This is a genomic window from Peribacillus frigoritolerans (genome assembly GCF_004358755.1).
In the GTDB taxonomy this organism is placed as follows: Bacteria; Bacillota; Bacilli; order Bacillales; family Bacillaceae; genus Bacillus_P.
In genome coordinates this window covers 892,181-911,749 of the sequence record NZ_SMZY01000001.1, presented here as the reverse complement: position 1 = coordinate 911,749, position 19,569 = coordinate 892,181, and the positions used below count along the sequence as shown (strand labels likewise).

The 19,569-nt window shown below is 37.5% G+C and carries 17 protein-coding genes and 4 pseudogenes; 3 read left to right on the top strand and 18 right to left on the bottom strand.

All coding sequences use genetic code 11. The annotated features are described in order from the left end of the window. Window positions 1-24 precede the first annotated feature (24 nt). From E2R53_RS04820 to E2R53_RS23835, 5 genes are all read right to left on the bottom strand, one after another. Window positions 25-915 carry an aldo/keto reductase gene (locus tag E2R53_RS04820; RefSeq protein WP_133310638.1) on the bottom strand — a complete coding sequence of 297 codons (891 nt, stop codon included), beginning with the start codon at window positions 913-915 and terminating at the stop codon, window positions 25-27. A 257-nt stretch (window positions 916-1,172) separates the two neighbouring features. Then, window positions 1,173-1,895 (bottom strand): SDR family oxidoreductase, encoded by a 723-nt coding sequence (locus E2R53_RS04815; RefSeq protein ID WP_286166067.1) that lies wholly within the window; start codon window positions 1,893-1,895, stop codon window positions 1,173-1,175. 94 nt (window positions 1,896-1,989) lie between these two features. Beyond that, the gene (locus E2R53_RS04810) at window positions 1,990-2,502 is read right to left on the bottom strand and encodes a type 1 glutamine amidotransferase domain-containing protein (protein WP_133310636.1); all 513 of its coding nucleotides are present in this window, start codon (window positions 2,500-2,502) and stop codon (window positions 1,990-1,992) included. Window positions 2,503-2,575: 73 nt separating this feature from the next. Further along, entirely contained in the window at window positions 2,576-3,742 is a 1,167-nt protein-coding gene (locus E2R53_RS04805) for an iron-containing alcohol dehydrogenase (RefSeq protein ID WP_133310635.1), read from the bottom strand. Window positions 3,743-3,771: 29 nt separating this feature from the next. Next, window positions 3,772-3,846: a hypothetical protein gene (locus E2R53_RS23835; protein WP_435796776.1), complete on the bottom strand. Its 75-nt coding sequence runs from the start codon at window positions 3,844-3,846 to the stop codon at window positions 3,772-3,774. Window positions 3,847-3,851: 5 nt separating this feature from the next. Between E2R53_RS23835 and E2R53_RS04795 the strand changes: the two are divergent. Further along, window positions 3,852-3,989 (top strand): annotated as a pseudogene (locus tag E2R53_RS04795) (glucose-6-phosphate dehydrogenase); the annotation flags it as partial. On the opposite strand, the pseudogene E2R53_RS04790 reads toward E2R53_RS04795, so the two are convergent. Together E2R53_RS04790 and E2R53_RS04785 are read right to left on the bottom strand one after the other, a co-directional pair. Continuing rightward, window positions 3,989-4,312, bottom strand: a pseudogene (locus tag E2R53_RS04790) (glucose-6-phosphate dehydrogenase); the annotation flags it as partial. The pseudogenes E2R53_RS04795 and E2R53_RS04790 sit on opposite strands and share 1 nt — an antisense overlap. A gap of 936 nt (window positions 4,313-5,248) precedes the next feature. Then, entirely contained in the window at window positions 5,249-6,109 is an 861-nt protein-coding gene (locus tag E2R53_RS04785) for a YitT family protein (protein WP_133310633.1), read from the bottom strand. A gap of 207 nt (window positions 6,110-6,316) precedes the next feature. Between E2R53_RS04785 and E2R53_RS04780 the strand changes: the two are divergent. Further along, window positions 6,317-6,616, top strand: a pseudogene (locus E2R53_RS04780) (6-phospho-3-hexuloisomerase); the annotation flags it as partial. Between the two features lie 305 nt (window positions 6,617-6,921). On the opposite strand, the gene E2R53_RS04775 reads toward E2R53_RS04780, so the two are convergent. Then, window positions 6,922-7,794, bottom strand: coding sequence for an SDR family oxidoreductase (locus tag E2R53_RS04775; RefSeq protein WP_133310632.1), 873 nt, complete (start codon window positions 7,792-7,794; stop codon window positions 6,922-6,924). 194 nt (window positions 7,795-7,988) lie between these two features. Here E2R53_RS04775 and E2R53_RS04770 point away from each other — a divergent pair, with 194 nt between their 5' ends. After that, complete coding sequence (locus E2R53_RS04770) at window positions 7,989-8,420, top strand: Rrf2 family transcriptional regulator (RefSeq protein WP_133310631.1); 432 nt, start codon at window positions 7,989-7,991, stop codon at window positions 8,418-8,420. A 229-nt stretch (window positions 8,421-8,649) separates the two neighbouring features. Here E2R53_RS04770 and E2R53_RS04765 read toward each other — a convergent pair whose 3' ends face one another. From E2R53_RS04765 to E2R53_RS04720, 10 genes and pseudogenes are all read right to left on the bottom strand, one after another. Continuing rightward, complete coding sequence (locus E2R53_RS04765) at window positions 8,650-9,834, bottom strand: Gfo/Idh/MocA family protein (RefSeq protein WP_133310630.1); 1,185 nt, start codon at window positions 9,832-9,834, stop codon at window positions 8,650-8,652. A 35-nt stretch (window positions 9,835-9,869) separates the two neighbouring features. Beyond that, entirely contained in the window at window positions 9,870-11,048 is a 1,179-nt protein-coding gene (locus E2R53_RS04760) for a substrate-binding domain-containing protein (protein ID WP_133310629.1), read from the bottom strand. Window positions 11,049-11,074: 26 nt separating this feature from the next. After that, window positions 11,075-11,899 (bottom strand): sugar phosphate isomerase/epimerase family protein, encoded by an 825-nt coding sequence (locus E2R53_RS04755; protein ID WP_286166066.1) that lies wholly within the window; start codon window positions 11,897-11,899, stop codon window positions 11,075-11,077. A gap of 43 nt (window positions 11,900-11,942) precedes the next feature. After that, window positions 11,943-12,104: pseudogene (locus tag E2R53_RS23750) on the bottom strand (putative quinol monooxygenase); the annotation flags it as partial. A 111-nt stretch (window positions 12,105-12,215) separates the two neighbouring features. Next, complete coding sequence (locus tag E2R53_RS04745) at window positions 12,216-13,184, bottom strand: sugar phosphate isomerase/epimerase family protein (protein ID WP_133310628.1); 969 nt, start codon at window positions 13,182-13,184, stop codon at window positions 12,216-12,218. Then, complete coding sequence (locus E2R53_RS04740) at window positions 13,181-14,359, bottom strand: Gfo/Idh/MocA family protein (RefSeq protein ID WP_133310627.1); 1,179 nt, start codon at window positions 14,357-14,359, stop codon at window positions 13,181-13,183. The genes E2R53_RS04745 and E2R53_RS04740 overlap by 4 nt, the downstream gene beginning before the upstream one ends. A 50-nt stretch (window positions 14,360-14,409) precedes the next feature. Then, complete coding sequence (locus E2R53_RS04735; protein WP_133310626.1) at window positions 14,410-15,390, bottom strand: ABC transporter permease; 981 nt, start codon at window positions 15,388-15,390, stop codon at window positions 14,410-14,412. After that, entirely contained in the window at window positions 15,371-16,870 is a 1,500-nt protein-coding gene (locus E2R53_RS04730) for a sugar ABC transporter ATP-binding protein (RefSeq protein WP_133310625.1), read from the bottom strand. The genes E2R53_RS04735 and E2R53_RS04730 overlap by 20 nt, the downstream gene beginning before the upstream one ends. 260 nt (window positions 16,871-17,130) lie before the next feature. Further along, window positions 17,131-18,108, bottom strand: a complete 978-nt coding sequence (locus tag E2R53_RS04725; protein WP_353653473.1) for a substrate-binding domain-containing protein — start codon at window positions 18,106-18,108, stop codon at window positions 17,131-17,133. 290 nt (window positions 18,109-18,398) lie between these two features. Continuing rightward, window positions 18,399-19,412: a LacI family DNA-binding transcriptional regulator gene (locus tag E2R53_RS04720; protein WP_133310624.1), complete on the bottom strand. Its 1,014-nt coding sequence runs from the start codon at window positions 19,410-19,412 to the stop codon at window positions 18,399-18,401. Between the last annotated feature and the right edge of the window lie 157 nt (window positions 19,413-19,569).

Below are 19,569 nucleotides of genomic sequence, written 5' to 3'. Positions count from 1 at the left end.
AGAGTCCTTTTTTAAAGTGAGTTTTCAAATAATATCCAATGGCATTTTCCTAGTAGGTTTAGGAAACACTTGATCAAGTCTATTGAGATCTTCTTCAGTAAACTCAATTGTTGCCGCTTCAGCATTTGCTAAAACATGTTCTTCTTGAACCGCTTTTGGAATGGCGATGACGTTTTTCAAACGGATGGTCCAAGCAAGAGCAATTTGTAATGGTTGGACACTGTATTTGTCAGCAATATCATGAATAGTTGGATCATTTAAGAGCTGTTTTCTTAAAGAGCCTCCTTGGGCAAGGGGACTGTAGGCCATAATTGGCATGTTATGTTTACTCTGCCATGGTAAGAGATCGAAGTCAATTCCTCTTGATCCTAAGTGGTATAGTACTTGATTCGTCACGCTATTTTTTCCATTCTTAGTGTTCCATAGCTCTTCCATATCAGCTGTGTCAAAATTAGAGACGCCCCATCTTAAAATTTTCCCTTCTTTACGCAGTTTTTCCATTCCTTCAATTGTTTCCGCTAAAGGAACACGCCCTCTCCAGTGGAGAAGGTATAAATCTAAGTGGTCTGTTTCGAGTCGTTTTAAGCTGTTTTCACATGCTTTTGAAATCATATCTAAACCTGCATGATGGGGATACACTTTTGAGACTAAAAAGACTTCATTTCTGCGTCCTTTAATGGCCTCGCCAACTAAACGTTCAGAATCGCCATTTCCGTACATTTCAGCGGTGTCAATAAGTGTCATGCCCAATTCTATACCGAGCTGCAAGGCTTTTATTTCTTTGTCTCTCACTTGGGGATTTTCCCCCATGTACCATGTTCCTTGTCCTAAACTAGGTAAAGAAGTGCCGTCAGGTAGGGTTACCACGTGTTTGGCTAATGCATTTTTAATTTCCGCTCTTTTCATTTCATCCATTAGGCTCGACCCTTTCTTTTATGTATTTGGGTATCATAGAAGTTGAATATTAACGTCTCTTCGTATTAAGTACGCATATATTTAGAATTCCCGTAACCAACAAACCCATTCTTTATTGCATGATAATGGCCATTTCTGCTTCCGTCTGTGCAAAAAAACAAAGAAAGTGAGAATGACCTATAAGTGTCTGACACTTTGAGTTATCCTCACCCCTTCTATTCTAAATCAATTTATCAATCGACTTTGATATCAATGGATTAGATCAGATGAGCTCCTCCATCGATAAGAACCGATGTGCCAGTTGTAAACCCATTTTTCGCTAGGTAAACATAGGTTTCAGCTATATCTTGAGGTTGAGCAACACGTCCGACAGGTAATTGCTCAGCAATCCCATGGTACATATCTTGTCTTTGATCTTCTGGCATTCCGCCGTAAAGAGGAGTGTCAACGATACCAGGTGATACCACGTTTACTCTGATAGGTGCCAGGTCTACTGAAAGTCCTCGTACTAATCCATCGATTGCTGAATTAATGGAAGCTAGTGTCGTTGCACCTTGAGGAGGACGCACACCATATACACCAGAAGTTAATGTTATAGAACTTTCATGATTCAAGTATGGAAGAGCAGCACGAACCGAAATATACTGCCCCCAGAACTTACTATCAAAAGCCTCTCTTACGGTTGCAACAGGAAGTTCGCTAAAGTGACCCATTGCGCCTTCACCTGCAGTAACCACTAGGTGATCAAATTTTCCAACCTTCTTGAAAAAGTCAGCAACTTTTTCCTCGCTGCGAAAGTCGATTTCATAGCCCTCTACGTTACCGCCAAACTTCACTTTTGCGTCAGATAATTTTGAAGCAGAACGGCTGGCAATAATGACTTGAGCGGATTCATCGATAAACGCCTTAGCTGCGGCTAAACCAATACCAGATGTACCTCCTAAAACAACCACTCTTTTTCCTTTTAATGACAACGTCATAACCTCCCTTATTCATATATTTGTTTAACCAACTTGCGGATTCTGATTAAAGAATCCGCAAGTTAGAAATATTTAAGTTTTTACATCACCATTGTTATTTAGCTAAAAGTTTTAGTGATTCACGATTGAATGCTGGAATATCTTTTGGTTCTCGACTTGTTACAATATTTTTGCTGATGACAACTTCTTCGTCTTTATAATTTGCACCAGCATTTTTCAAATCGTTGCGAATGGATTTAAAGCCAGTGATGTCGACACCTTTTAAAAGGTCTGTATCGATTAACACTTGTGGTCCATGACAAATGGCAAAAACGGGTTTTTCATCTTGGATAAATGCTTTTGCAAATTCCCCAAAACGATCTTCTTCACGCAATAAATCGGGAGAGAATCCACCAGGGATAAACAGCGCATCAAAGTCTGCAGGATGAACTTCATCTATGGATTTATCAATTTTTACGGATGTGCCTTTTTTACCAGTTACTTCGTTACCTGATTGTTTGTCAATCGTGATAACTTCATGACCAGCTTCTTTAAAGGCTTGTACTGGTTCTGTGTACTCCACATCTTCAAATAGGTTTGTTATAAGTGTAGCGATTTTTTTGCTCATGTTCATTTACCTCCTTAAAATCATAGATCGAAGTAAAAATATTCATTTCCGTCCCATGTTCTGATTATCTTCATTAGAAGTTGATTTTATTCCCGTTATAAGCCGCAATATAGATTTTTTTCATATCCTCTACTGATACTTCTCTTGGATTCGATGGAGTACATGGATCTTCAACAGCTCCTGCTGCCATCTCGTTCAGATGTTTTTCGAATTCTGTTTTTTCAACACCAAATTCCTTTAGTGTTAATGGCAGATTCAAAGATTTATTTAAACCACGGAGGAGGTCTGTTAACGAATCAATCAATTCGTCATCTGTCGTTCCGTTTAAACCAAGCATCCTTGCGATATCAGCATATCTTGAGCTTTCAGCCTTTCTATTATAGTCAATAACATACGGCAGATAGAGGGCATTTGCTGTCCCGTGCGGAATTTTGAAGATCGCTCCGCTCTTATGAGCTAAGCTATGGACAATACCTAAAAATCCGTTTGAAAAGGCCATCCCGGCAATGGCCTGGGCATAATGCATTTCTGCTCTTGCGTTTTTATCACCCCCTGCTGATTTTTCAATATTGTTTACCACTTGATTGATGGACTGCATCGCCAGCGGATCGGTAAAAGAGTTGTGCATGGTGGACACATAAGCTTCAATACCATGTGTCAAGGCATCCATCCCCGTATAACCTACAATCGAAGCTGGCATAGAATACGCTAGCTCCGGATCAATAATCGCGATATCTGGCGTGATTTCATATCCAAAAACGGGATACTTTACTCCCTTATTATAGTCAGTAATAACGGAAAATGGTGATACATCTGTACCCGTACCGCTAGTAGTCGAAATGGCGATAAAGCGTGCTTTTTTCCTTAATGTTGGCAGCGCATTGGGAGCCTTGATTTGGTGAAACGGCAGATCCGGATTTTCATAAAAGATCCACATTAGCTTAGCTGCATCAATCGGAGATCCGCCGCCGGCAGAAATAATCCAATCGGGCTGAAATTCTTCCATTTTCTTGCCGCCGTTTTGAGCAGTTGTAATGGATGGATCGTTTTCAACGCCTTCGATTAGCTGAGTTTCAATACCAGCCTCATGTAAATAAGATTGGATTTTATCGAGATAACCTGATTTTTTAATTGATTGACCGCCAATAACGATGGTCGCTTTTTTCCCTTCAAGGGTTTTCAAAAATTCTAGGGATCCTTCCCCAAAATAAATATCTCTCGGAATCGTAAATCGGTTCATGTGTGTCAATTCTCCTTTTCTTCAGTTGTTTAGGGAAACCTCAACAACTTTAAGGCATGCATGGCCGTCATCATCAAAAGTTGCAGCATATGATTCTGGAACATATCCCGGATGGCTCCAGCTTGATCATAAGCCGTTTGGGCATGATATGGCTTCCGCCCAAGAATCCTTATGGAATAATCGGCACATAGCCAATGTACAAATAACGGCTAGTGAAACGGTTGGAGTAGAAGACAGAGCCGGCTATAACTCCCGTTCACGCCTCTGAACCAATGTAAGCAGTTCTTGATATCCCTCCACATTCGTTACATCTAATTGGCTGTAACGAAACGCTTCGATAAATTCTTTTAATTTAGCTTTATCTTCGATAAAACGTCTAGAAAATGTTCTTAATGAATGTTCTACATTTGTTTGAAATGTACCATCCGATAGTTCTCTCCTGCCTAAACCAATAATCGAAAATGACTTGGGCATCTTTTGATCTAAAAACAAATTAAAAAGGGCCGGATAAATTTTTCTTTTTGCTAAATCACCCGTTGCTCCAAACAAAACAAAGGTCATAGAATCCACTTTTCATTCCTCCATTCTTCAAAACATTTTTCAATAGAAAAATGTAGGTATCCACACTAATAATGGATAATTGTTGGTTATGAAAACCAAATAAGGCACATCGAATTTTTTGCGAATTAAATTATTGTAGACTTTCACTATCCTATATTTGCTTTATAAACTTAATTTTTTCTCCCAGCTTGCACCATGAAAATGAATTTTCGGAAATGGTCATAGCCACATTGAGGACATTTATCATTTGTAGTGATCGTTAAACATCTTTCGCAAACTTTTCGATGTTTTGCTTTTGTTCCTAACATAATCGTTTCATTCCTTTCTTTATTTATTAATTGACGATCTATATTAAATAAGGATCTATACCTTCCACCTAAAAACTGTATTTAATATTATTACAGTTTAGATAAAAAATTAGATTTATCTTAAATCCAATTTTATTTTCAAAATCCAAAGGAGAATCATTCATTTCCCCTCTTAACAGGTCTTATGGTATATGTGCCTTTTCATCTTAACAATTATCACTTCCAGAAAGATTGTTAGCGGCATGGATGTAAGTATAATATCTACAACAAATAATTAAAAGTACGAACTTTTTTATTACATAATGAAAAAAACTATACTTAGTATGCTTTTTTACACTATTGGCAGATATGAGATTTTCAATTAAAGGATTTAAACAAAAAGATCACCGTTCATTTACGAGGATCTTTAAAATTGCTTAGGAGTCATTATTTAATTAATAGTTTTATCGACTCATGATAAATAAAGGAACATCTTTGGGTTCAAGACTTGTTGTGATATTTTTTCTTAATGCCGACTCTTTGCCCCTGTCGTTTACACAGACATTTATCAAACCTTTGTGAATTGGTTTATAATTGGTAATATACACACTTTCTATTCTCTAGTATCAAACAGGATGCTAAATAATGTAAGTAACTATTACGATTTATTGTTAGAAGGGTTGGCTTTCGGAAATATAAGCGACCTATCTATACCAGATGTTTCACAAACATAGGATGCCTCCATAATAGCTGATGGATCTGCTGATAAAACGACACTTTTTAATTTGGAAAAAATAAACCTGTTCGTAATACAATAAATAACCTTCTTTTTTTCCCCTAAAAAACCGCCTTCTCCATATAAAAATGTGATGCTGATATTTAAATAATTGATAATACTATCTCCGACTTCATCCGGTTTTTCTGAAATGATCATGACTGATTTCCCACGATTTAATCCATCTAAAACATAATTAATCATTTTCGTCACTATATAAAAAACCGCCAGAGATAGCATGGCTTGTTCCAATGAATAGATAAACGCTGCAATCGTAAATATGAAAGCATTCACTGATAATAAAAATGAGGCAATCGGAAATCGATAGTGTTGGTTAAACCAAATTGCCAGCATTTCAGTGCCATCTATTGCACCGCCAAACTTTACAACAATACCAATCCCAACTCCTAAGATTACTCCACCGTATAAAACAATTAATACTTCAGATTGAGTAATAGGAGGAATCGATTTAAATAGTACTAAACCAACGGTAGTAATGATATTTGCATATAGAGTTCTAATGACAAAGGTTTTACCCACTTCTTTAGCTGTAAAAATTAAGATAGGTATATTTAAGCCCAAAAATACTACATAAATTGGAATTCCCCATAAAGCATTGGCCATAATCGATAAAGCTGTTACACCACCATCTACTAGCCCGTTTGGTGCTAACATCGTTTCTAATCCAATAGCAACGATTGACGCCCCCAAAGTTAAAAAAACATACTCTACAAACTTTTTCATCATCTCACCTTTAAATATGTCTTATTATTGATTCCTTGCTATAAAACAGTTCAGCTAAAATCCTTTACAACACAGGAATATTATTTACCTTTTTCCAGATTGTACTCCTTTATTTCCTTGATGCACTGGATCATTGCAAATAAAAAGACCACAAGTCTTAACCTATTAAAAGTCTACTTGTGGCGGTTACAGCAGGCTACACGTAATATGCAGACGACTCAATATTTAGCAGAAATCATAAAAGAGCTTTATCATTCATCTGACTTAATCGCTGATGAAGAAGCTGGAAAACTCGTCACCTGGAATAATTGAATCGAAAAAGGTTTTTGTCGCCGGTGCAAGAAGATCAGGATTCATGGCCATGCGGATGCAGGAATTGATTCTAATGTAGTCGGTGAAACGGTAACTCCCAACTTTGAAAAAGAGGATATCTTAATCATCGGATCCGGAGAAACAAAAAGCTTAGTCTCCATGGCTGAAAAAGCAAAAAGTATTGGTGCTGCTTTGAATTAAAGTTTGTTCGAAAATACCTTACAGGCCAGTATTCTACAAAAATAAGAAGAATCCATTTTGAAAAAAGATTGATCAGACACATTGATTTTCTTATGTATTTTCAACAATCCGTATTACAGAGTTTTACTACGAAACTTAACAACATACCAAATATTCTTTGCCATTTTCATTCTTCCCAAATGTATTTCTTTTTTAGGGAGTGATAATCGTAAGTTGGTAATACATCCTTAATTAAAAACCGACCTTTTCTCGTACGAAGGTCGGTTAATCTACATGATTAATTTTTGGAATTATCTATTTTAGTTTGATTGAGAGTTTGCATTTACAATGTGTGTAAGTGCCTCATTGATTGGAGTAACTGGGCGACCAAGAACTTTTTCAAAATCATTGCTTTCAATTTCAAGTGAACCATTTCGAATGCTTTCTTGAATTCCTACTACAATCGGAATGACAAATTCAGGTAAACCTAAGCCTTTCATTATTTCGGCATATTCTTCGTCACCAACTTGTTGTACAGGTATTTCTTTGCCTAATACAGCACCAATAGCCTTCACTAATTCTTCTTGAGTTAAAAGAGGGCCAGAAAGTTCATAAACTGTATTTTCGTTCCCTTCACCTAAAAGAACTGCTGCCGCCGCATCTGCATAATCTTGTTGTAGTGCCCAGCCAACTTTACCAGCTCCAGCAGAAGTTACCCATGGAGCTCCTGCCATAGCACCTTGAATGCTGCCAATTTCGTTTTCCAAATACCAATTATTACGCAAGAAAGAATATGGGATACCCGTCTTCATGATGGCTGCTTCTGTCGCAACATGAGGAGGAGCCATTAAATTTTTGCTTTCTGTTGCATTTGCGATACTCGTGTATGCAATAAATTTTATCCCTGCACGTTCAGCTGCTTGCACTGCATTTGTATGTTGACGAATTCTTGTATCATTATCACCATCTGCAGAAATAATTAATAAACGATCAATCCCTTTAAAAGCATCATCTAATGTTTCTGGATGGTCAAAATCACCTTTTCGAACCTCTACTCCATGAGCTCGAAGTCCTTCTGCTTTCTCAGGATCTCGAACACTCACTGCCAGCTCACCCGCAGGTATGGATGTTAATAATGACTCCACAACCTTAGATCCTAATTTTCCAGTTGCTCCTGTAACTAATATTTTCATTTATATTCCTCCAGTTTGGTTCCGCTTGTAACAAATTTGATTACATGTATTTATTTTAGTTACATGTAATCGTTTTGTCAACAGGTAAGATCCCATCTATTATTTTGTTCGAAATTTGGTATAATAAACTTGTAATCAAATTAATTACACTTATAAATTAGTAAACAGATTTGTTTCCAAGGTGGTGACTGAACATGTCCATCAGCAGCAGATTCGCTGTCGGCATTCATATATTAGCTTTAATTGAATTAAATAAAGAAGGGAAAACGTCTTCTGAATTTTTAGCATCCAGTGTGAACACAAACTCAGCAGTGATCAGAAAACTCATGGGAATGTTAAAAAATGCTGGTTTAATAGAGGTAAAACCAGGTGTTGCAGGGGCTAAACTCTCAAAAGAATTATATGATATTACACTGTTTGACGTTTATAAAGCAGTGAATGTAGTACAGGAAAAAGAGCTATTTAGCATCCATGAAAACCCAAATCCAAAATGTCCTGTAGGCAGGAACATCCAGAATACAATCGAACCATTGTTCACATCGGCTCAGTTAGCTATGGAGAAGATGTTGAGAAGCGTAACACTAGAGGATGTTGTGAAGGATATTGCTACGAATGAGAATAACTAGTAAAAAGGCATTCCAAAAATGGGATGTCTTTTTTAGCCGAGAGTTTGACCTGGATTTGAGCAAGAATACCTGAAATATTCCCCGCATCCACCAAGCCAAGTATCCATGTATCACTCTTTGATATATGATAAACTTCAACTAATACTTATTTTAGTACAATATAAAGCCCCACAAATAGCAGTGAAAAAACCGCCAGAAATTGATCCCTGACGGCCTTCGATGTGAAAACTTAATTTGTTTTTACAGGCAATTTTTCCAGATTAATCCACTGACCTTTTTCAGCTGATTCAAGAATCGCATCACTAATAACCGCAATTTGATATCCATCGTCAAAGTTAGGAGAAACTGTTGTGTCTTCCACAATAGATTTAATAAAGTCATACGCTTCAATAATTTTTGTTTCACCATATCCAATTCCTAATGCAGGAATTGGCCATAAGCCCTCACCGTATGGATGAGCTGGTCCAGTGTAAACGGTTCTGAAGCCTTTTGCATCTCCTGGATCATCTGAGAAGCATACTTGAAGCTCATCACGACGCTCATAGTTAAAATAGATTGAGCCCTTATCTCCGTGAATTTCAAATGTCAGGAAGTTATTGCGTCCCCATGCATTACGTGATGCTTCTATGCTTCCAACTGCACCATTTTCAAATTTGACTAATGTTGTGATTTCATCATCTACGTCTACTTTACCTTTAGGAACATCTCCTGCACTTTTTACAGTTCCTAATTTGTCTGCGCCTCCTGATTGAACTGGTCTTTCTGGAATCCACGTTTTTGATACGGCATTGACATCTGTGATTTCTCCAACTAAGTAGCGGGCAAAATCAATAACATGTGTACCAATGTCACCTAATGCACCTGATCCGGCAATTTCCTTTTGGAAGCGCCATGATAATGGTGAGTTAGGATCTGCAGACCAATCTTGAAGATAAGTTCCACGGAAGTTTAAAATATTTCCGATTCTACCTTCTTCAATATATTTTTTCGCAAGTGCAACAGCTGGTGTTCTTCTGTAGTTAAAAGCGACCATATGCTTTACACCTGCCGCTTCTACTGCATCCAACATTGTTTTTGTTTCGGCAGCATCTCTAGCTAAAGGTTTTTCACAGATTACATGTTTACCAGCTTTTGCTGCAGCAATGGCAATTTCAGCATGTGAATTATTTGGTGTCACTATATCAATAATATCAATATCCGGGTTTTCCACTACTTCTCTCCAGTTAGATGAGTAGTTTTCAAAACCTAATTTTGCTGCCGCTTCTTTTGCAATTTCATCTGTCACGTCAACAAGCGTGTGACGATGTGGTACAGCAGGTGCCGGCCAAAAAAACATTGGCATACCTGCGTAAGCAAGAGCATGTGCCTTTCCCATAAATCCTCCGCCAATCATTCCTACATTTAATTTTTTCATATTAATTCCCTCCAATTATTTTGTTTTCTATTATTTTATTTTGCAGCTTCTTGGATCGTATCGGGAGCTTCTTTTGAATAAACAAGTTTCCAAGAATCTAATACATTATCAGGTGTTACTTTTAATGCTGGAACTGCTACATATGCAGGTGCTTCTTTTCCAAGCAAACCATATCCAGCTAAGATCGCTTCTGAGATTCCTTGATCATATGGAAGCTGTGCGCCTAATCCTTTAATCATTCCATCTGATGCAATATCAATGGCAACTGTTGTTCCTAAGTCAATTGTTGTGATTACTAGGTCATTTCTTCCAGCTGTACGTGCTGAAGCTAATGCCCCTTCAGCAGGAACATCCCAAACGACAAACATACCATCAAGATTTGGGTTCTTTGTCAACATACCTGATGCGACTTTTTCTCCATCATTAGGTGCCACAATCCCCCCACGTTCTACGATTTTAATGTCTGGATATTTTTCAGTTATTGTTTTCTCAAATGCTTCAACACGTTGTTTTGTTACAAAGTAATCTGCATCATGATAAATAACCCCAATGTTACCCTTTCCGCCTAATTCTTCTGCCATTATTTCGGCTGCTTGTACCCCATTACCATAGTTATCAGCGGATACAACGCTTACATAATCCTTACCAGCATCTAAATTATTTGGCTTATTATCCATAAATACGATTTTTACTCCCGCATCTGCTGCTTTCTTAAATGCCGATGCTGTAGACACAGGGTCAACAGGGATTCCAACAATGATATCTGGATCTTTAGCTAATACTGTTTCAATATCAGATACTTGTTTTTCTGCTTTGAATTGCGCGTCTGTTACTGCTACTACCTCAATTCCCATTTTGGCAAATGTAGCTTTCAATCCTTCAATTTGTGCTGTAGCCCAGTCATTACCAGCATAGTGCATGACAATGGCTGCTTTAAAATTACCTTCTATAATCTTTTGAACTTCCTCTTCTGTTAATTCCAATGTTTTTGCCGACACAGCCGCCTCTCCATCAGGACCTTTACTTAAGATTTCTTGATCAGGAATTTCCTGGTTAATAACAATAGGACCAGATGCTTCAGTTGCGACTTCTACTGTTGAACCTTGATCTTGATCACTTGTTTTTGAGGTAGTAGAACTTCCTTGGCTGCATCCTGCAAGACCTAGCATTGTTGCTAACGAAACCATTGTTAAAATAGAAAATAACTTTTTCATAATGCCCCCCCTTTTTTGGACAACACTTAAATTGATTTAATAGATTCAAATTTTGTAAGGTACTTACGGCTAATTTCTGCTCCAGCTTTAGGATCATGGTAACTATCAAGCTCAACTGTTAACCAACCATCATATTGAGCTTCTTCTAACACTCTTACCATTTCATCAAATTCTTGGGTTCCTTCACCTAATGGTAAAAACTCTCCATTTTGATAATCTTTAAAATGAACATATTGAATACGATCAATATATTTTTTAATGACGCCTACCGGATCACCCCCACCTGCTTCAATGTGTGCAGTGTCAGGACACAAGTTAATGACAGTTAATGGCATTAATTTATCTAATTGTTCAGGTGACTGAACACAAGTACCTAAGTGTGGATGGTAGCTTGCAATAAGGCCATATTTTTCAGCAATATGACTGACCTTATTTAATGCTTCACCTAAATCTCTGTAATCGCTCTCTAAAATACCTTTAGCTCTAACGGCTCCTCCACCAACAACTAGGTGTTCTGCTCCTAGAGTAGATGCTAGAGCAGCAACTTCCTCAATTTTCACTAATTCATCTTCTAAAATGTCCGGAAAGATAAAGTTCCCACCAGTATAAACTCCGATAAAGTCTAGTGAATATTCATTCATTAATCTCTTAAATTCTTCTTCTCTTCCTTCATATTGCATCAAATTACCATCAAAAAGTTCAAAACCCTTGTAACCTGCTGCAGCAATATCTTTCAATGCTGCCTCCGTTGATCCATTTGCAAGATAGTATGAATCTTTTACTGACGTTACACCTGCAGGATGGCCAACTACGCCTCCCCAAGTGTTCGTTTGGTAGCCAAATTTCATCATTTTCCCTCAACTTTCTTATTATTTTTATTGATTCATCATTGAATTAATACAGAATCGACGCCTCGAACAACTCTGCCTGCAACTGTTCATATAAAAACTTGTCAACCTTGCTTACAAATCCTTTAAAATGGAACGTTTCTTCATGTATCTGAATAGCAGTTTGATCCTTCCACTGCTCTACAAAAACAAACGTATTTGGCTGTTCTGGATTTACATAGTACTATCCACCTCCCGAATTTCTACTTTTTATCTCCTGGGAAAAAACGGCCCTCATTGACATTGTTGTTCACCTCCATTGTTGAATTGTTTGCTTTAATTAAGCCCACCACATTTCAGTTAGCTCTTCTTTAAACATGGCTCTTTTTAATAGAGAGATTGCTTTTTTTAGACCTTCATCAGTCGAAGCCAGCATATCTTCATGCTCAATTGAGATCACGTAATCATAACCAACTGCTCGCAATGTACTAATCATGTCTTTCCATAATTTCTCATCATGTCCATATCCAACTGATCGGAATGTCCATGATCGATCTAAAATCTCACTGTAGTGCTTCGTATCTAATACACCGTTTACTTTTATGTTTTCTTTATCCAAATAGGTGTCCTTTGCATGGAAATGAAAGATCGCATTTTCTCGTCCAAGCTTTTTAATCGCTGCAATTGGATCGATTCCTTGCCAAACTAAATGACTTGGATCAAAATTTGCTCCGATGTTATCCCCTGCATGTTCTCGTAACTTTAGCAATGTTTCAGGGTTATAAACGACAAATCCAGGATGCATTTCAAAAGCAACTTGAATACCACGTGATCTGGCAAACTTCGCTTCTTCCTTCCAGTAAGGAATCACCACTTCATCCCACTGCCAGTTTAAAACCTCTGTAAATTCGGGCGGCCACGAGCATGTTACCCAGTTTGGATTTTTTGCTTCATTATGATCTCCAGGACATCCGGAAAATCCATTTACAACAGGTATTTCTAATTTTTCAGCTAGAAGAACTGTTTTTCTCCACACCTCATGAGAATCATTGGCTAACTTCTTATTAGGGTGCAAAGGATTCCCATGGAAACTAAGTCCACTAATGGATAATCCTCTGCTTTCAATCGCTCTCATGAACGACTTTGCTTTTTCAGGTGATTGAAGTAATTCATCTGGATCACAGTGATGGTTACCAGGATAATTTCCTGTTCCAAGCTCAACTGTTTCTAATCCCATTTCCTTCACTTTATCTAGCATCTTTTCAAACGGGAGGTTTTGATAAAGTGGTGTAAAAACACCTAGTTTCACGAGTAGACCTCCTTTTCTTGCTTGACCTTCACCCATTTCTGCTGTTGGTGACTTTCTAAGATAGCATCAGTAATACACATTGATAAGTGACCATCTTGAAATGTGGCAAAGTTAGGCTTATCTGTTTTAAGACTATTTTCTTCTCTAATAAACGTATAGAAGTTTAGCATCATATTTTTTAATGCATCAGGCCAGCCTTCATTATGTCCACCCGGATGATGAATGGCCGATTTTGCTTCTGCCGAGAATAAGCTCGGATCTGCTAATAGAATTTCGTTTGGTTTATCGCGGTGGCCAATCCACAATTTTTCCGGTTCCTCTTGATTCCAAAATACTGAACTCTTACTACCATCTATTTCAAAACTCAGTCTATTTTTTCTTCCCGCACTTACTTGTGAAACGGTGAAAACACCTCTTGAGCCATCCTCAAAACGAACAAGTACTGATGCATAATCCTCTGTATTGATGGCAACATCCTCATACTCCTGCTCCTCATGATTGACTGTGCTGAAAGTATTACTGCCAGACGTTGCTTTCTTTCTTACAGGGATAACCGTGGCAAGGTCAGCAAAAACTTCTACGATTTTTTTCCCTGTTACATATTGAACAGTGTCACACCAATGTGAGCCGATATCTGCAATAGCGCGGGATTCCCCCCCTACCTCTGGTGCTAGTCTCCAGTTAAAATCCGTTTCATATAATAACCAATCTTGTAGATAGCTTCCGTGCACCAAGTTGACTTTTCCTAGATCTCCGTTTGAAATCATCGCACGTAAATTTTGGACACTTGCATGCTGTCTATAATTGAAATTCACTCCATGAACAACATCTTTTGTTTTAGCTAGTGCCAACAATTCAGCTGACTCTTCGCTGTTCATTGCTAACGGCTTTTCAGATATCACATGTTTACCGGCTAAAATGATGTCCTTATTTATCGCAAAGTGAACATGATTTGGCGTACAATTATGCACAACATGGATCTCATCATTTTTAAGCATTACGCGGTAATCTCCATAAGCAAGTGGAATACCAAGTTCAGCAGCTTTTGTTTCCGCTTGCTCCTGGCTTGTTTCTGCTAAAGCTACCACTTCTACAAATCCAAGTCTTCTAATTGCTTCGATATGAGTTGGCCCAATAAAACCTGTACCAATAATCCCGACCTTTATTTTTTCCATGTTTCATCCTCCTGTTCTGTCATTTCTTCTTGATGATTTCTTTTCTCTATTTATCTCTTAATTGCTTTTTTACCGAAAGCTACAGCTAAAATGATGATGATTCCTTTTATAATCATTTGCTGACTAACATCCAGCCCCATAATGATAAGTCCATTATTAATTGTCCCAATCATTAAGGATCCTATGAGTGTTCCAATAATTGTCCCGACTCCACCAAAAAGACTTGTTCCCCCTAAAATGACAGCAGCAATAACAGAAAGCTCATCTCCTTCACCGAATGAAAATCTTCCTGCGTTCATACGGCCTGCATAAAGTAATCCAGCTAAACCAGCCATTGCACCTGTTCCTAAGAAAACGAGCAACTTAATTTTCATCGTCTTTACACCTGAGAAACGTGCAGCGCTTTCATTACCGCCAGTTGCTAATACTTGTCTTCCAAAAGACGTCTTACGCAGTAAAACATGAGCAATGATTGTAAAGACAACAGTCCATAAAAGTAATACCGGAATTGGCCCAATATCACCAGAACCAAAGATAAAGTTGAAGTTTGAGTTAACAATTGGAACTGGAGCTGTATCTGTTACCCACATCGCAACACCTTTTATCGCTCCCATTGTCCCTAGTGTTACTAGGAAGGATGGAATTGCTACTTTTGTAACGAGTAAACCGTTAATTAGGCCAACAACAATACCTGTACCAACACCACCGATTAATCCGCCAATGATACCGTAGCCTGCCTGTAGCGCTAATGCCCCAACTAATGAAGATAAAGCGGCTATCGAACCAACGGAAAGATCAATTTCACCTGTACTGATAACAAATGTCATTGCAAGTGCTATTAAAGAAATGGTTGCTGTTTGTCTCACAATGTTTAATAGATTGCTTGAAGATAAAAACCCTTCATCATATAAATTGATAGAAAAGTAGATTAACACTCCTACGAAGGCAAAATAGACGATATAGTTACGCCATTCAAATTTCTTAAACATAGGTATTGCTGGTTTTTCTACTTTAGAAACCTTGGATTGCATATTGTAAATCCTCCTCCGATTTAATCTCAGTTCGTTGTAGTTCCTTTTTTATCTTGCCTTGATGCATCACAAGAACACGATCACTCATAGCAAGAAGTTCAGGGATTTCTGATGAAATGACAAGTATGGCCTTGCCGCTAATAGCTAATTCTCTAATAATGTCGATAATTTCTGTTTTTGCTCCAATGTCTACACCAATTGTTGGTTCATCAAGCAATAAAACGGTTGGGTTATTTGCTAACCATTTTGCAAGAACAATTTTTTGCTGATTTCCACCTGACAATAGGCCAGATTTTTTAAAGATATCATCCGTTTTAACATTTAACTTTTTGACAAGTTGATTGCTTATTTCATTTGCTTTTTTGTTATCAATAAACAATCCTTTGTTCACTTTAGATAAGATTGGTAGAATCATATTGTCTTTCACACTATGTTCTAGAACCAATCCTTGCACACGTCGATCCTCGGGAATTAATGCAATCCCTGAGTCTATTGCATCCTTAGCCGAATTAATTGAACGTTTTTGACCATCAACGTAAATTTCACCACTGTCTATTGAGTCAATTCCAAATAAGCAACGAACTAATTCCGTTCGGCCACTACCCATCAATCCAGCAATTCCTACTATTTCTCCAGGTTGTATTTTAAGATTAATATTTTGAACCTTATCTCCAGCGCTTACATTTTTCACCTCAAAAATCGGCGGTGCATCTTTCGAGTATTCCCTCTCCTGATATTCAAAGGCTTGGTCAAATTCTTGTCCTACAATATGCTGAATAACTGTATCAAGATCAGTTTCACTGCAATCCTCGGTTGTAATATATTGACCATCACGCAAGATCGTGATGCGATCACAAATTTCGAAAATCTCATCCATTCTGTGAGAAATATAAATAATCGCATAACCCTTTGCTTTTAATTGATTGATGAATTTGAATAATACTTCCGTTTCCGTTTGAGTTAACGAAGAGGTCGGCTCATCCATAATCAATATTTTCGCTTCCTGAGATAGAGCTTTTGCAATCTCAGTCATTTGCCAATAGCCAACTCCTAGATTTTGAACAACATCAGATGGTCTGATATCAACCCCAAGTTCCTTTAATAGAACCTCTGTTTTCTTTTCACATTCCTTATCATTTAAAAGCCCAAGTGATGTCTTATCTTCTCTCGTTAAAAAGATATTTTGGGCAACTGTAAGGGTTGGTACTAAGCTAAACTCTTGGAAGATCATTGAGATCTTATTTGCCTTTGCGTCATCAAAGCTTTTAATGCTTACAGGTTTTCCTTCAATTAAAATGTCTCCACTATCTGCTGTATAAACGCCAGTAAGGATTTTCATTAATGTTGATTTTCCTGCACCATTCCCACCCATTAAGGCATGTACTTCTCCTTTTTTCACTGAAAAGTTGACCTGGTTTAGGACCGTAATACCATTAAACGCTTTATTTATATTCTTCATTTCAAGAATAGGTTGATCCATTGTTTGTTCACCTTCCTTTGGTTATAGAGGCTATAAGAAATTGATAGTCTCTATACACTTGTTACTAATCTGTTATTTCCATGCATCTTGCACTGAAGAAGGAGCTTCCGCTCCATAAATTAATTTCCAGGCATCAAGAACATTTTCTTTTGTTACTTCGATAGCAGGAGAAGCAACATAAGGCGGAGCTTCTTTACTTAATAGGGCATATCCTGAAAGAATGGCTTGTGCTACACCTTGATCATAAGGTAATTGAGCACCTAGTCCAGAACGATTCCATCAGATGCGATTGAAATCGCTACATTTGTACCTAAATCAACTGTTGTCACAACTAAGTCATCTCTTCCTGCTGTACGAGCCGCTGCCATAACACCCTCAGCTGGTATATCCCAAGGAGCGAAAATACCGTCGATGTCTGGGTTTCTTGTCAGCATCGTTGAAGCAACTTCTTCTCCTTTATTCGGGTCCGTTATTCCACCTTGTGCCACGATTTCAATGTCAGGGTATTTCTCTTTGATTGTTGCTTCAAATGCATCTGATCGATTTTTGGTTACAAAGAAGTTAACATCGTGATAAACGATACCAACTTTCCCTTTACCACCAATTTTTTCTGCCATAATGTCCGCTGCTAGAGCACCGTTTCCATAGTTGTCACCTGAAACAATACTGATGTAATCCTTCTCTGCTTCAAGACCTTCTGCTGCTCCATCCATGAAAACTAGCTTAACGGCTTGTTCTACTGCTTTTTTATAAGCTGGTGCAGTTGATACTGCATCAACAGGAACAGAAATCATGATATCTGGATCTTTCGCTAAAACTGTTTCAATATCGTTTACTTGTTTCTCAGCCTTAAATTGTGCATCTGTTACAGCTACAACTTCAATTCCCATCTTTTCAAATGTATCTTGCATCGCTCCAACTGCCGCATTCATATAATCTGTACCTGAATAGTGCATAACAATGGCTGCTTTATAATTACCATCCTTAATTTTTTGAAGCTCTTCTTCGGTTAACTGCAAAGACTTTGCAGAAACGGCTTGTTCTCCATTTGGTCCTTTATCTAGAACTTCTATATCTGGAATCTCAGGATTTATTGTTAGTGGACCTGATTCAGAGAGGTAGTTTTCATTTTTTTCTGTGCTTTCTTCCGTTGTCTGCGCTTCTTCCTTATTTCCACATCCGATTATCACGCTAAAAACTAGTAGCAATAATACGGAAAGTAATAAATTCTTTTTCATTTCATTAACCCCAAATTTTTCATGCAGTTTAATCTTTTGTATGGTACAACTAACGTTTTTTTACAACCACCTCCTTTAAAGTTCTTTTGGCAGAAGTTTGTAATCGTTTACAAATAAACCGCAATTCGAAGCTATATTTTAGCGCTTCTTAACTTATAGAGAAAATGAATGAAATCTAATTTTTTTCTTAATTTTGTAATCCATTACATTTTCTTTATAAAAACAGACTTTTCATCCCTTTTTACTGAGTTTAAAAGTTATGAGTGAACTGGTATTTGTAATCGATTACATTAAGGGTGTAAGGATTTATTGATCTTTGAGCACGATTCTCTTATGACAAGACTGTCATCTAAAATATATTGATTTTTCTCGATTTTCATTTTATCCATTAGCATGATTAATAGTTCCATCGCTTTAGAACCTATTTCAAAAGCTGGTTGTGAGATTGTGGTCAAAGCAGGCTCGAAAATAGACGAAAAATGAATATCATCGAATCCAATAACCGAGATGTCCTCAGGTACTCTAAGGTTCATTGTTCTTATGGCTCTAATGGCACCCAAAGCCATTTCATCATTCGCTGCAAATACTCCGGTTGGCATTCTATTGAGCGCTACAAACTTCTTCATTAAATTAAATCCGCTTTCATAATTAAAATGACCTTCTTGTACTAGTACTGGATCTATTGATAAGCTATGCCTTGCCATCGCCTGGTAAAAACCCTTTAATCGATCTTGTCCTAATACACTATCAAGCGGCCCAGAAATAGTTCCTATTCTTCGGTGTCCTAACTGAATTAAATAGTCTGTTGCCTTTCTTGCACTGCTGACATTGTCAATTGAAATGGTTGGAATAGAAGAGCCTTCAATATATTCACAGGCAAGTACTACAGGAAATTCATTTGCCATTTCTTCGACAATCTCTGCTTTCATCTTTGCTGTTAATAAGATCATACCGTCTGCTTTTTTCTGACGGAGCATATCTAAATACCGACTTTCCTGTTCACTATCATTCCCAGCATCACCAAGTAAAACTTGATATCCATTAGCTGATGCAAGATTTTCTATTCCTCGAAGAACCTTTGAAAAGAAAGGATTAGATATATCTGGAATCACTACAATCACTGTTTTTGTTTCTGATGTCCTTAGCTGACGAGCTAAAACATTTGGATGGTAGTTTAATTCTTTTATGGCTCTTAATACCTTGTTAATTGTTTCCTCTCTTACAGTATCCGGCTTACTTATGACTCTAGAGACTGTAGCAGTAGAAACATTTGCCTTCTTTGCAACATCTACGATTCTAACCATCTAAGACTCTCTTTTCTATTAACTTATTAATGTGAAATTGTAAACGCAATCATTTTTGTATTGAAGACAAGTATTGCTTGTTTACTTCTTAGTTATATCTTACCGGTTATTGAAAATTGAAAATACATGGTTAAATTAATTTTTCACCATGCATTTT

Coding starts and splice junctions, on each gene's coding strand:
- E2R53_RS04810 (WP_133310636.1), bottom strand. CDS start 2,502: ATGAGCAAAAAAATCGCTACACTTATAACAAACCTATTTGAAGATGTG.
- E2R53_RS04740 (WP_133310627.1), bottom strand. CDS start 14,359: ATGGAAAAAATAAAGGTCGGGATTATTGGTACAGGTTTTATTGGGCCA.
- E2R53_RS04720 (WP_133310624.1), bottom strand. CDS start 19,412: ATGGTTAGAATCGTAGATGTTGCAAAGAAGGCAAATGTTTCTACTGCT.
- E2R53_RS04725 (WP_353653473.1), bottom strand. CDS start 18,108: ATGAAAAAGAATTTATTACTTTCCGTATTATTGCTACTAGTTTTTAGC.
- E2R53_RS04820 (WP_133310638.1), bottom strand. CDS start 915: ATGGATGAAATGAAAAGAGCGGAAATTAAAAATGCATTAGCCAAACAC.
- E2R53_RS04765 (WP_133310630.1), bottom strand. CDS start 9,834: ATGAAAAAATTAAATGTAGGAATGATTGGCGGAGGATTTATGGGAAAG.
- E2R53_RS04805 (WP_133310635.1), bottom strand. CDS start 3,742: ATGAACCGATTTACGATTCCGAGAGATATTTATTTTGGGGAAGGATCC.
- E2R53_RS04755 (WP_286166066.1), bottom strand. CDS start 11,899: ATGATGAAATTTGGCTACCAAACGAACACTTGGGGAGGCGTAGTTGGC.
- E2R53_RS04770 (WP_133310631.1), top strand. CDS start 7,989: ATGTCCATCAGCAGCAGATTCGCTGTCGGCATTCATATATTAGCTTTA.
- E2R53_RS04785 (WP_133310633.1), bottom strand. CDS start 6,109: ATGAAAAAGTTTGTAGAGTATGTTTTTTTAACTTTGGGGGCGTCAATC.
- E2R53_RS04760 (WP_133310629.1), bottom strand. CDS start 11,048: ATGAAAAAGTTATTTTCTATTTTAACAATGGTTTCGTTAGCAACAATG.
- E2R53_RS04775 (WP_133310632.1), bottom strand. CDS start 7,794: ATGAAAATATTAGTTACAGGAGCAACTGGAAAATTAGGATCTAAGGTT.
- E2R53_RS04815 (WP_286166067.1), bottom strand. CDS start 1,895: ATGACGTTGTCATTAAAAGGAAAAAGAGTGGTTGTTTTAGGAGGTACA.
- E2R53_RS04735 (WP_133310626.1), bottom strand. CDS start 15,390: ATGCAATCCAAGGTTTCTAAAGTAGAAAAACCAGCAATACCTATGTTT.
- E2R53_RS04730 (WP_133310625.1), bottom strand. CDS start 16,870: ATGGATCAACCTATTCTTGAAATGAAGAATATAAATAAAGCGTTTAAT.